General features: G+C 60.4%; 15 protein-coding genes. All 15 read left to right on the top strand.

Features of this window, described 5'->3' with window-relative positions:
* Window positions 1-347: 347 nt before the first annotated feature.
* The 15 genes from ACWHWP_RS02120 (at window position 348) to phnO (ending at window position 11,391) form a co-directional block, all read left to right on the top strand.
* Window positions 348-683, top strand: a complete 336-nt coding sequence (locus ACWHWP_RS02120; protein WP_047345551.1) for a zinc ribbon domain-containing protein YjdM — start codon at window positions 348-350, stop codon at window positions 681-683.
* 80 nt (window positions 684-763) lie between these two features.
* Window positions 764-1,201: a VOC family metalloprotein YjdN gene (yjdN, locus tag ACWHWP_RS02115; protein ID WP_059312906.1), complete on the top strand. Its 438-nt coding sequence runs from the start codon at window positions 764-766 to the stop codon at window positions 1,199-1,201.
* 136 nt (window positions 1,202-1,337) lie between these two features.
* Entirely contained in the window at window positions 1,338-2,126 is a 789-nt protein-coding gene (gene phnC / locus ACWHWP_RS02110; RefSeq protein ID WP_447854973.1) for a phosphonate ABC transporter ATP-binding protein, read from the top strand.
* Window positions 2,127-2,150: 24 nt separating this feature from the next.
* Window positions 2,151-3,167 (top strand): phosphonate ABC transporter substrate-binding protein, encoded by a 1,017-nt coding sequence (gene phnD / locus ACWHWP_RS02105; RefSeq protein WP_063429867.1) that lies wholly within the window; start codon window positions 2,151-2,153, stop codon window positions 3,165-3,167.
* 115 nt (window positions 3,168-3,282) lie between these two features.
* Entirely contained in the window at window positions 3,283-4,062 is a 780-nt protein-coding gene (phnE, locus tag ACWHWP_RS02100; RefSeq protein WP_447854972.1) for a phosphonate ABC transporter, permease protein PhnE, read from the top strand.
* A 20-nt stretch (window positions 4,063-4,082) separates the two neighbouring features.
* Window positions 4,083-4,808: a phosphonate metabolism transcriptional regulator PhnF gene (gene phnF / locus ACWHWP_RS02095; protein ID WP_447854971.1), complete on the top strand. Its 726-nt coding sequence runs from the start codon at window positions 4,083-4,085 to the stop codon at window positions 4,806-4,808.
* Window positions 4,809-5,261, top strand: a complete 453-nt coding sequence (gene phnG, locus ACWHWP_RS02090; RefSeq protein ID WP_059312909.1) for a phosphonate C-P lyase system protein PhnG — start codon at window positions 4,809-4,811, stop codon at window positions 5,259-5,261. It begins immediately after the preceding gene.
* Window positions 5,258-5,842, top strand: coding sequence for a phosphonate C-P lyase system protein PhnH (phnH, locus tag ACWHWP_RS02085; protein ID WP_059312910.1), 585 nt, complete (start codon window positions 5,258-5,260; stop codon window positions 5,840-5,842). Before phnG ends, phnH begins: the two co-directional genes overlap by 4 nt.
* Window positions 5,842-6,906, top strand: coding sequence for a carbon-phosphorus lyase complex subunit PhnI (locus ACWHWP_RS02080; RefSeq protein WP_447854970.1), 1,065 nt, complete (start codon window positions 5,842-5,844; stop codon window positions 6,904-6,906). The genes phnH and ACWHWP_RS02080 overlap by 1 nt, the downstream gene beginning before the upstream one ends.
* Complete coding sequence (gene phnJ, locus ACWHWP_RS02075; protein ID WP_447854969.1) at window positions 6,899-7,744, top strand: alpha-D-ribose 1-methylphosphonate 5-phosphate C-P-lyase PhnJ; 846 nt, start codon at window positions 6,899-6,901, stop codon at window positions 7,742-7,744. Before ACWHWP_RS02080 ends, phnJ begins: the two co-directional genes overlap by 8 nt.
* A complete protein-coding gene (gene phnK / locus ACWHWP_RS02070) occupies window positions 7,741-8,496 on the top strand; it encodes a phosphonate C-P lyase system protein PhnK (protein WP_447854968.1) in 756 nt (251 codons plus the stop codon). Before phnJ ends, phnK begins: the two co-directional genes overlap by 4 nt.
* 106 nt (window positions 8,497-8,602) lie before the next feature.
* Complete coding sequence (phnL, locus tag ACWHWP_RS02065) at window positions 8,603-9,283, top strand: phosphonate C-P lyase system protein PhnL (RefSeq protein ID WP_447854967.1); 681 nt, start codon at window positions 8,603-8,605, stop codon at window positions 9,281-9,283.
* Window positions 9,280-10,416 carry an alpha-D-ribose 1-methylphosphonate 5-triphosphate diphosphatase gene (phnM, locus tag ACWHWP_RS02060; RefSeq protein WP_063958069.1) on the top strand — a complete coding sequence of 379 codons (1,137 nt, stop codon included), beginning with the start codon at window positions 9,280-9,282 and terminating at the stop codon, window positions 10,414-10,416. The genes phnL and phnM overlap by 4 nt, the downstream gene beginning before the upstream one ends.
* Window positions 10,413-10,964 carry a ribose 1,5-bisphosphokinase gene (gene phnN, locus ACWHWP_RS02055; RefSeq protein WP_447856617.1) on the top strand — a complete coding sequence of 184 codons (552 nt, stop codon included), beginning with the start codon at window positions 10,413-10,415 and terminating at the stop codon, window positions 10,962-10,964. Before phnM ends, phnN begins: the two co-directional genes overlap by 4 nt.
* Complete coding sequence (gene phnO, locus ACWHWP_RS02050) at window positions 10,957-11,391, top strand: aminoalkylphosphonate N-acetyltransferase (RefSeq protein WP_059312917.1); 435 nt, start codon at window positions 10,957-10,959, stop codon at window positions 11,389-11,391. Before phnN ends, phnO begins: the two co-directional genes overlap by 8 nt.

Raw genomic sequence — 11,391 nt, 5'->3', positions numbered from 1 at the left:
AAAAAGAGAGGTAATGCACCCCTGCCATAAGATATGTATGGCAGCGAAGTCCGGAGATAAATAACAATGTGTCGCTTCACCTTATCCGAAATGGAGGTGCGTAGCAATTTGCGGCAATAAAATATTCTATATATTTCGCGTCATTTCTTCCCACCGTGTTAATGACGTAAGCATCGCTTAACTGACTGACAGGAAGTGTCACTCCCAATGCGTTTTTAGCATTTTTTTTAATTCACAATATCACCGACAACCGTGTGGATTTGCGCTATACTTGCCGCCTTTTTCGGCACCCTGCCGTCATTTAGCTGGCACTTTCCAGCCCGTTTACACTTTTTGAGGATACCGATATGCAACTCCCACACTGCCCGAAATGCAATTCTGAATACACCTATGAAGATAATGGCATGTTCATCTGCCCGGAATGCGCTCACGAATGGAATGATGCCGAGCCAGCGCACGATGCTGACGCACTCGTCGTAAAAGATGCGAACGGCAATCTGCTTGCAGACGGCGACAGCGTTACCGTCATTAAAGATCTGAAGGTTAAAGGCAGCTCTTCTATGCTGAAGATCGGCACCAAAGTGAAGAATATCCGTCTCGTTGAAGGCGATCATAATATCGACTGCAAAATTGACGGCTTTGGTCCGATGAAGCTGAAATCTGAGTTTGTGAAAAAGAACTGATTGACCTGCCCGGTGGCGCTTCGCTTACCGGGCCACCCGCAACTACACTTAATGGGCTTTTCTTACGTGAGGTAAAGATTATGCCGTTAAGTCCCTACATCTCTTTCGCCGGCAACTGTGCAGAAGCCACTTCTTTCTACCAGCAAGCCGTCGGCGCAGAGCTTCTCTATAAAATTACCTTCGGCGAAATGCCAAAAAGCGATAACAGCGAGGAAGGCTGTCCGTCCGGTATGCAATTTCCGGATTCGGCTATCGCTCACTCCAACGTCCGCATTGCGGGCAGCGATATTATGATGAGTGATGGGCTGCCGCCGGGCAGCAAAGCGCAGTACGCCGGCTTCACGCTGGTGCTTGACACCCAGGACGTGGCGGAAGGCAAGCGCTGGTTCGACAACCTTGCCGCAGGCGGCAATGTCGAAATGGCCTGGCAGGAGACCTTCTGGGCACACGGTTTCGGTAAAGTCACCGACAAATACGGCGTGCCGTGGATGATTAACGTCGTGAAGCAACAGCATTAATCTTCTGGCGGAGGGCTGTCTGCCTCCGCCTGTCATCAAACTCCGCTCAACTCTTCAAACTCCCGCAACCTGCACTTAACCCAAATGTCACATTGATGCGCCAGCATGAGGCCACATTTATCGTGAGGCCCAGCACATGCAAACCGTCATCCGCGTCGAGAAACTGAGCAAGACCTTTCATTACAACAAGGCTCTGCATGCCGTTGATCTCACCGTCCGGCAGGGCGAAATGGTGGCGCTGCTGGGGCCATCCGGTTCTGGTAAATCCACCCTTCTGCGCCATTTAAGCGGGCTTATCACCTGCGATAAAACGCCGGAAAGCCACGTCGAGCTGCTGGGCAATACGGTGCAGCGCGCGGGGCGTCTGGCGAGCGATATCCGCAAGAGCCGTGCCCAGACGGGCTACATCTTCCAGCAGTTCAACCTGGTGAACCGCCTGACGGTGCTGGAGAACGTGCTGATTGGCGCGCTCGGCAGCACCCCGTTCTGGCGCACCTGTCTGCGCTGGTTCTCTCCTTCCCAGAAGCAGGAAGCCTTACAGGCGCTAACCCGCGTCGGTATGGCGCATTTCGCCCACCAGCGCGTGTCCACCCTGTCCGGTGGGCAACAGCAGCGCGTCGCCATTGCCCGCGCCCTGATGCAGAAAGCGCAAATCATTCTCGCTGACGAACCCATCGCCTCGCTGGACCCGGAGTCCGCCCGCATTGTGATGGAGACCCTGCACGACATTAACCAGAAAGACGGCATCACCGTGGTGGTCACGCTGCATCAGGTGGATTACGCCCTGCGCTACTGCGAGCGCATCGTCGCCCTGCGTCAGGGGCATGTGTTCTTTGATGGCGCGAGCCATCAGTTTGATAACGACCGTTTTGACCATCTCTACCGCAGCATTAACCGCGTCGAAGAGAACGCGCAGGCTGCTTAATTAAACCCGATCCGAGGAAAGTACATGAGCTACAAAGCCGTTGCCGCGCTGGCCTTTACCAGCATGTTCAGCATCAGCACCCTGTTAAGCCCGGCGTACGCGGAAGAGCAGGAAAAAGCGCTGAACTTTGGCATTATTTCGACGGAATCACAGCAGAACCTGAAACCTCAGTGGGAACCGTTCCTGAAAGATATGGAAACCAAACTGGGGATCAAAGTGAACGCCTTCTTCGCCCCGGACTACGCGGGCATCATTCAGGGGATGCGCTTTAATAAAGTAGACATCGCCTGGTACGGCAATCTCTCCGCCATGGAAGCGGTGGACCGCGCGAACGGCCAGGTCTTCGCCCAGACCGTCGCGGCAGATGGCTCCCCGGGCTACTGGAGCGTGCTGATCGTGAACAAAGACAGCCCGATCAACAACCTCAGTGACATGCTTGCCAAACGCAAAGAGCTGACCTTTGGCAACGGCGATCCCAACTCAACTTCTGGTTACCTTGTCCCTGGCTACTACGTCTTCGCCAAAAACAACGCCTCCGCCAGCGACTTCAAGCGCACGGTGAACGCCAGCCACGAAACCAACGCCCTGGCCGTGGCCAACAAGCAGGTGGATGTCGCCACCAACAACACCGAAAACCTCGACAAGCTGAAGACCTCCGCGCCGGACAAGCTGAAAGAGATCAAGGTTATCTGGAAATCCCCGCTGATCCCCGGCGACCCGATTGTGTGGCGTAAAAATCTGTCTGAAAGCACCAAGGATAAGGTGTACGACTTCTTTATGACCTATGGCAAAACGCCGGAAGAGAAAGCGGTTCTGGAACGTCTGGGTTGGGCACCGTTCCGTCCGTCCAGCGACCTGCAGCTGGTGCCGATTCGCCAGCTGGCGCTGTTTAAAGAGATGCAGGGCGTGAAGGACAACAAGGGACTGAAGGACGAGGAGAAGACCAGCAAAGTGGCCACCATTCAGGCCCAGCTGGAAGACCTTGACCGTCTGACCGCCGCGCTCGGCGCGATGACCAGCGTGAATAAAGCGGTGCAGTAACTTAAGTCCCCTCTCCCTTGAGGGAGAGGGTTAGGGTGAGGGGGAAATGCGCACGCTGATGCCCTCACCCCGGCCCTCTCCCACAGGGAGAGGGAGAACAGATTAAGGAGCCAACATGCAAACCATCTCCCTCCCGCCGCCGAAGCGCAGCTGGTTCTCGCTAATAAGCTGGGCCATCCTGCTGGCGGTGCTGGTTATCTCCTGGAAGGGCGCGGAAATGGATCCGCTGCTGCTCTTCAAAGACGCGGGCAATATGGCGACCTTCGCCGCCGATTTCTTCCCGCCGGACTTCAGCCAGTGGCAAGACTACCTCAGCGAAATGGCAGTCACCCTGCAAATCGCCGTCTGGGGCACCGCCTTGGCCGTCATTCTCTCCATTCCGTTTGGCCTGATGAGTGCAGAGAACATCGTGCCGTGGTGGGTATACCAGCCCATGCGTCGCCTGATGGACGCCTGCCGCGCCATCAACGAGATGGTCTTTGCGATGCTGTTCGTGGTGGCCGTCGGCCTCGGTCCGTTCGCGGGCGTCATGGCGCTGTTCATTCACACCACCGGCGTGCTCTCCAAGCTGCTTTCCGAAGCCGTGGAAGCCATTGAACCCGGCCCGGTCGAAGGTATTCGCGCCACCGGAGCCAACAAAATTGAAGAGATCCTTTACGGCGTCTTGCCCCAGGTCATGCCGCTGCTGATCTCCTATTCGCTCTACCGCTTCGAATCTAACGTCCGTTCCGCCACCGTGGTCGGCATGGTGGGCGCAGGCGGGATTGGCGTCACCCTGTGGGAAGCGATTCGCGGTTTCCAGTTCCAGCAAACCTGCGCCCTGATGGTGCTCATCATCGTCACCGTCAGCCTGCTGGATTTCCTCTCTCAACGTTTGCGTAAGCACTTCATCTGAGAAGCGAGGCTTTGTTTTCTATGCACTTATCCAGACATCCGACCAGTTACCCCACCCGCTGGCAAGAGATTGCGGCAAAGCTCGAAGTGGAGCTGCGCACGCACTACCGCTGCGGAGACTACCTGCCTGCTGAACAACAGCTTGCCGACCGCTACGAAGTGAACCGCCACACCCTGCGCCGTGCCATTGATCAGCTGGTCGAGCGCGGCTGGGTGCAGCGCCGCCAGGGCGTGGGCGTGTTGGTGCTGATGCGCCCGTTTGACTACCCGCTAAACGCCCAGGCGCGCTTTAGCCAGAATCTGCTGGACCAGGGCAGCCACCCTACCAGCGAAAAGCTACTCTCGGTATTGCGCCCGGCCTCCAGCCACGTGGCGGACGCGCTGGGCATTCAGGAGGGCGATAACGTCATTCACCTGCGCACGTTGCGCCGGGTCAACGGCGTCGCGGTTTGTCAGATAGACCACTACTTCGCGGACCTTACCCTCTGGCCGGTGCTGCAGCATTTCTCCAGCGGCTCGCTGCATGATTTTCTTCAGGGGGCGACAGGCATTGCGCTTAAGCGTACCCAGACGCGCATCAGCGCCCGTCGCGCGCAGGCGAAAGAGAGCAAGGTGCTGGAAATCCCCAATATGGCCCCGCTGCTCTGCGTGCGCACGCTCAACCACCGCGACGGCGACGTCAACGCAACGGAATACTCCGTCAGCCTGACCCGCGCCGACATGATCGAATTCACCATGGAGCACTGAATGCATTTCGACACCGCCACCCGACAGCGCTGGATGCGCGTGCTGGCCCACAGCCAGCCTGCTGCGCTCTCTGCCCACATGAGCGCCCTTAGCCTGGCGCCCGAATACGACACCCTCCGCGCCCCGGAGATTGGCCTCGTTCAGATCCAGGCCCGCATGGGCGGCACCGGCGCGCGCTTCTTCGCCGGCGATGCCACCCTCACCCGCGCAGCGATCCGCCTGAACAGCGGCACGCTGGGTTACAGCTACGTGCTGGGGCGCGATAAAGCGCACGCCGAGCGCTGCGCGGTGATCGACGCGCTTTTACAGGAACAACCGCATTTCCAGACCCTGATGGAAACCCTTATTGCCCCGCTGGAAGCCGACCGCGCCGCGCGCATTGCCGCACGTCAGGCCGAAGTGAATACCAGCCGGGTCGACTTCTTTACGCTCGTTCGCGGAGACAACGCATGACGCTTCAACCTGCTTTTACCCTGGCCGTCCAGGATGCCCAACAAAGTTTTCGTCGCCTGCTGAAGGCGATGAGCGAGCCGGGCGCGATCGTCTCGCTGCACCAGCTCTCTCAGGGCTGGCTGCCGCTCAATCTGGCGACCACCAGCGTACTGCTGACCCTGGCCGACAACGACACGCCTGTTTGGCTTTCAGGCGCATTATCCAACGATATCGCCAGCCAGAACCTGCGTTTTCACACCAGCGCCCCGCTGGTCGATCAGCCCCAGCAGGCAATCTTTGCCGTGGCCGATGAGCAAATCAGCCATGAGCAGCTTAACGCCCTGAGCGAAGGCAGCGCCGTCGCCCCGGAGACCAGCGCCACGCTGATCCTGCAGGTTTCCAGCCTGAGCGGCGGCCGCATGCTGCGTCTGACCGGCGCAGGCATCGCCGAAGAACGCATGGTCGCGCCGCAGCTGCCGGAGTGCATCATTCACGAGCTGACCGAGCGTCCGCACCCGTTCCCGCTGGGCATTGACCTGATCCTGACCTGCGGCGAGCGTCTGCTGGCGATCCCGCGGACCACCCACGTGGAGGTGTGCTGATGTACGTTGCCGTCAAAGGGGGCGAAAAAGCGATCGTCGCCGCCCATGCGCTGCAGGAGCACAGACGACGGGGCGATGAACGGCTTCCCGAGCTGAGCGTCGCCCAGATTGAGCAGCAGCTAAACCTCGCCGTCGATCGGGTAATGACCGAAGGCGGTATCGCCGACCGCGAGCTGGCGGCGCTGGCCCTGAAGCAGGCCAGCGGCGATAACGTCGAAGCCATCTTCCTGCTGCGCGCCTACCGCACCACGCTTGCCAAACTGGCGGTGAGCGAGCCGGTCAATACGGCAGAGATGCGCTTAGAACGCCGTATTTCAGCGGTGTACAAAGATATTCCCGGCGGCCAGCGGCTGGGTCCTACCTATGACTATACCCATCGCCTGCTGGATTTCACTCTGCTGGCGAACGGCGAAAGACCGCCGCTCAGCACCTCTGACGCCGAACAAGAACCGTCTCCCCATGTCTTCAGCCTGCTGGCGAAACAGGGTCTGGCGAAGGCGGAAGAGGACTCCGGCGCGCAGCCGGATGACGTCACCCGCACGCCGCCGGTTTACCCGTGCTCGCGATCGTCGCGCCTGCAGCAGCTGATGCGCGGCGACGAAGGCTATCTGCTGGCGCTGGCCTACTCCACCCAGCGCGGCTACGGGCGCAACCACCCGTTTGCGGCCGAGATCCGCAGCGGCTATATCGACGTCGAAATCGTGCCGGAAGAGCTCGGTTTTGCGGTGAACGTCGGCGAACTGCTGATGACCGAGTGTGAAATGGTGAACGGTTTTGTCGCGCCCGAAAATGAAGACCCGCACTTTACCCGCGGCTACGGGCTGGTGTTTGGCCTCGGCGAGCGTAAAGCCATGGCAATGGCGCTGGTCGACCGCGCCCTGCAGGCGCCGGACTACGGCGAGCACATTGCAGGCCCGGCGCAGGACGAAGAGTTTGTGCTGGCCCATGCAGATAACGTTGAGGCCGCAGGCTTCGTCTCGCACCTCAAGCTGCCGCACTACGTCGATTTCCAGGCAGAACTGGAACTGCTGAAACGCCTGCAACGGGAGCGCAAACATGGCTAACTTAAGCGGCTACAACTTTGCCTATCTGGATGAGCAAACCAAACGCATGATCCGCCGCGCCATACTCAAAGCGGTCGCCATTCCGGGCTATCAGGTTCCGTTCGGCGGCCGCGAAATGCCGATGCCTTACGGCTGGGGTACCGGCGGTATCCAGCTCACCGCCAGCGTGATCGGCGAGTCTGACGTGCTGAAGGTCATCGACCAGGGCGCCGACGACACCACCAACGCCGTGTCGATCCGCAGCTTCTTCCAGCGCGTAACCGGCGTAAACACCACTGAAAAAACCGAAGATGCGACGCTGATTCAGACCCGCCACCGCATTCCGGAAACCCCGCTCAGCGAAGATCAGATTTTGATTTTCCAGGTGCCCATCCCGGAGCCGCTGCGCTTTATCGAGCCGCGCGAAACGGAAACCCGCACCATGCACGCGCTGGAAGAGTACGGCGTGATGCAGGTGAAGCTGTATGAGGATATCGCCCGCTTCGGCCACATCGCCACCACCTACGCCTACCCGGTGAAGGTCAACGGGCGCTACGTCATGGACCCGTCGCCAATCCCGAAGTTCGACAACCCGAAGATGGACATGATGCCTGCCCTGCAGCTGTTCGGCGCCGGGCGTGAAAAACGCATTTACGCCGTCCCGCCCTACACGCGTGTCGAAAGCCTGGATTTCGACGATCACCCGTTTACGGTGCAGGAGTGGGACGAGCCGTGCGCCATCTGCGGTTCGAAGCACAGCTATCTCGATGAAGTGGTGCTGGACGACACGGGCAAACGGATGTTTGTCTGCTCCGACACCGATTATTGCCGCCAACAGAGCGAGGCGAACGGCCAATGAAACCGCTGCTTTCGGTTAACAACCTGACCCACCTCTATGCGCCGGGCAAAGGCTTCAGCGACGTGTCGTTCGAACTCTGGCCGGGGGAAGTGCTGGGCATTGTCGGCGAGTCCGGCTCCGGCAAAACCACGCTGCTGAAGTCCATCTCCGCGCGCCTGGCACCGCAAAACGGTGAGATTTTGTATGAGGGCGCCTCCCTCTATGGCATGAGCGAGGCCGAACGCCGCCGCCTGCTGCGCACCGAGTGGGGCGTGGTGCATCAGCACCCGATGGACGGCCTGCGCCGTCAGGTGTCGGCGGGGGGCAACATCGGCGAACGGCTGATGGCCACCGGCGCGCGCCACTACGGCAACATCCGCGCCACGGCGCAGCGCTGGCTGGAGGAAGTTGAAATCCCCGCGTCGCGCATCGACGACCTGCCCACCACCTTTTCCGGCGGCATGCAGCAGCGCCTGCAGATCGCCCGCAACCTGGTCACGCACCCGAAGCTGGTGTTTATGGATGAACCCACCGGCGGGCTGGACGTCTCCGTGCAGGCGCGCCTGCTCGACCTGCTGCGCGGCCTGGTGGTGGAACTGAACCTGGCGGTGGTGATTGTCACCCATGATTTAGGCGTTGCGCGCCTGCTGGCGGACCGTCTGCTGGTGATGAAGCAGGGCCAGGTGGTGGAAAGTGGGCTAACCGACCGCGTGCTCGACGATCCTCACCATCCGTACACCCAGCTGCTGGTGTCGTCCGTGTTGCAGAATTGAGGGTGCTGTTGCCGGGTGGCGCTGCGCTTACCCGGCCTACGAACACCGCACCTGTAGGCCGGGTAAGGCGAAGCCGCCACCCGGCAAAACGAATCGCGAGGCCAACATGATCCACGTACAAAACGTCAGTAAAACCTTCGTGCTCCACCAGCAAAACGGCGTGTGCCTGCCGGTGCTGCAAAATGCCTCGTTAGAGGTCAGCAAGGGCGAATGCGTAGTGCTGCACGGCCACTCCGGCAGCGGAAAATCCACCCTGCTGCGCTCCCTGTACGCCAACTACCTGCCCGACGAAGGCCATATCCATATTCGCCACAATGATGAGTGGGTCGATCTGGTACAGGCTCCGGCGCGTAAGGTGCTGGACGTGCGCCGCTCGACGATCGGCTGGGTGAGCCAGTTTCTGCGGGTGATCCCGCGGATCTCCGCGCTCGACGTGGTGATGCAGCCGCTGCTGGATCTCGGCGTGCCGCGTGAAGCCTGCGCCGCCAAAGCCGCCAGCCTTCTGACGCGCCTCAACGTGCCGGAGCGCCTGTGGCACCTTGCCCCGTCGACCTTTTCCGGCGGCGAACAGCAGCGCGTCAACATCGCCCGCGGCTTTATCGTCGACTACCCGATATTGCTTCTGGATGAGCCCACCGCCTCGCTCGACGATAAAAACAGCGCGGCCGTGGTAGAGCTGATCGAGCAGGCCAAAGCGCGCGGTGCGGCGATCGTCGGGATCTTCCACGACGAAAGCGTTCGCACCCGCGTCGCGGACAGACTGCACCCGATGGGGACAAACGCATGATTATCAATAACGTCAAGCTGGTGCTGGAAAACGAAGTCGTCGACGGTTCGGTTGAAATCCAGGACGGCGTCATCCGCGCATTCGCAGAAACCCAGAGCCGTACCCCTGAAGCGATGGACGGTGAAGGCGGCTGGCTGCTGCCGGGGCTGATTGAACTGCATACCGATAATCTCGACAAATTCTTCACGCCGCGCCCGAAGGTGGACTGGCCCGCGCATTCAGCCATGAGCAGCCACGACGCGCTGATGGTCGCCAGCGGCATTACCACCGTGCTGGACGCGGTGGCGATTGGCGACGTGCGCGACGGCGGCGATCGGCTGGAAAACCTGGAGAAGATGATCAACGCCGTGGAAGAGACGCAAAAGCGCGGCCTCAACCGCGCCGAGCACCGCCTGCATCTGCGCTGCGAACTGCCGCACCACACGACCCTCCCGCTGTTTGAAAAACTGGTCGGCCGTGAGCCGGTCTCGCTGGTCTCCCTGATGGACCACTCGCCGGGCCAGCGCCAGTTCGCCAATATTGAGAAGTATCGCGAATACTATCAGGGCAAATATTCTCTCAGCGACGCGGAGATGGCGCGCTACGAGGAGGAGCAGCTTCAGCTTGCGGCTCGGTGGTCGCAGCCGAACCGTCTCGCGATTGCCGCGATGTGCCGGGAGCGCAGCATCGCGCTGGCCAGCCATGACGACGCTACGCACGAGCATGTGCTTGAATCCCACCAGCTTGGCAGCGCGATCGCCGAATTTCCCACCACCTTTGAAGCGGCTGAAGCCTCCCGTAAACACGGCATGAACGTTCTAATGGGCGCGCCAAATATCGTGCGCGGCGGCTCGCACTCCGGCAACGTGGCGGCAAGCACGCTCGCCTCGCTTGGCCTGCTGGATATCCTCTCGTCCGACTACTACCCTGCCAGCCTGCTGGACGCTGCATTCCGGGTGGCGGACGACGAGGGCAACCGCTTCACCTTGCCGCAGGCGATTCGCCTGGTGACGAAAAACCCGGCCTCCGCGCTCAATCTTCACGATCGCGGGGAAATCGCCGAAGGTAAACGCGCGGATCTAGTGCTCGCCCACCGCAAGGGCGAGCACGTTCATATCGACCACGTCTGGCGTCAGGGAAAAAGGGTGTTCTGATGGGAAGACTCATCTGGTTAATGGGGCCGTCCGGCTCCGGTAAGGACAGCCTGCTGTCCGCCTTACGACAGCGGGAACACCCGCAGCTTCTGGTGGCGCACCGCTATATTACCCGCGCGGCCAACGCCGGAAGTGAAAACCATATCGCCCTGAACGAGCAGGAGTTTTTCACCCGCGCCGGGCAAAACCTGCTGGCGCTGAGCTGGCACGCCAACGGCTACTACTACGGGATCGGCATTGAGATCGATCTGTGGCTGCATACGGGGTTCGACGTGCTGGTCAACGGCTCGCGCGCGCATCTTCCTCAGGCGCGCGCCCGCTACGGGGCGGCCCTGCTGCCGGTCTGCCTGCAGGTTTCGCCGGACGTCCTGCGCAGCCGCCTGCTGAGCCGGGGGCGTGAGTCAGCCCGTGAAATAGACCAGCGGCTTGCGCGTGCGGCGCGTTATACCCCGTCAGACTGTCACATCCTCAATAACGACGGAAGTTTGCTACAGTCAGTCGATACCTTTTTATCGCTTATCCGTCAGAAGGAGAACCAGCATGCCTGACTGCACGCTTCGCCCCGCCACCGCGGACGATGCGCAAATCGTTTACGCGTTAATCTGCGAGTTAAAGCAGGCCGAGTTCGATCGCCAGGCGTTTCACGCGGGGTATCTTGCCAACCTGCAGGATCGCAACATGCGCTACCAGCTTGCAGAGATGAACGGGCAGGCCATCGGCATGATCGGCCTGCACCTGCAGTTTCACCTCCATCACGCGCGCTGGATCGGCGAGATCCAGGAGCTGGTGGTGATGCCGCAGGCGCGCGGGTTAAAGGTGGGAAGCCAGCTGCTGGCCTGGGCGGAAGGGGTGGCACGAGAGTCCGACGCAGAGATGACCGAACTTTCCACAAGCGTGAAGCGCACCGACGCGCACCGTTTTTACGTGCGTGAAGGGTATACGCAGAGCCATTTCCGATTCACCAAACCGCTGTAG

The organism is Enterobacter sp. WI-ESBL-E8 (genome assembly GCF_053364895.1).
Note: the sequence above shows the minus strand (reverse complement) of the source record. Positions and strands in the feature narration are given on the sequence as shown.

Coding starts and splice junctions, on each gene's coding strand:
- phnJ (WP_447854969.1), top strand. CDS start 6,899: ATGGCTAACTTAAGCGGCTACAACTTTGCCTATCTGGATGAGCAAACC.
- phnH (WP_059312910.1), top strand. CDS start 5,258: ATGACGCTTCAACCTGCTTTTACCCTGGCCGTCCAGGATGCCCAACAA.
- phnG (WP_059312909.1), top strand. CDS start 4,809: ATGCATTTCGACACCGCCACCCGACAGCGCTGGATGCGCGTGCTGGCC.
- phnE (WP_447854972.1), top strand. CDS start 3,283: ATGCAAACCATCTCCCTCCCGCCGCCGAAGCGCAGCTGGTTCTCGCTA.
- ACWHWP_RS02120 (WP_047345551.1), top strand. CDS start 348: ATGCAACTCCCACACTGCCCGAAATGCAATTCTGAATACACCTATGAA.
- phnM (WP_063958069.1), top strand. CDS start 9,280: ATGATTATCAATAACGTCAAGCTGGTGCTGGAAAACGAAGTCGTCGAC.
- phnK (WP_447854968.1), top strand. CDS start 7,741: ATGAAACCGCTGCTTTCGGTTAACAACCTGACCCACCTCTATGCGCCG.
- phnD (WP_063429867.1), top strand. CDS start 2,151: ATGAGCTACAAAGCCGTTGCCGCGCTGGCCTTTACCAGCATGTTCAGC.
- phnL (WP_447854967.1), top strand. CDS start 8,603: ATGATCCACGTACAAAACGTCAGTAAAACCTTCGTGCTCCACCAGCAA.
- phnO (WP_059312917.1), top strand. CDS start 10,957: ATGCCTGACTGCACGCTTCGCCCCGCCACCGCGGACGATGCGCAAATC.
- ACWHWP_RS02080 (WP_447854970.1), top strand. CDS start 5,842: ATGTACGTTGCCGTCAAAGGGGGCGAAAAAGCGATCGTCGCCGCCCAT.
- phnC (WP_447854973.1), top strand. CDS start 1,338: ATGCAAACCGTCATCCGCGTCGAGAAACTGAGCAAGACCTTTCATTAC.
- yjdN (WP_059312906.1), top strand. CDS start 764: ATGCCGTTAAGTCCCTACATCTCTTTCGCCGGCAACTGTGCAGAAGCC.
- phnF (WP_447854971.1), top strand. CDS start 4,083: ATGCACTTATCCAGACATCCGACCAGTTACCCCACCCGCTGGCAAGAG.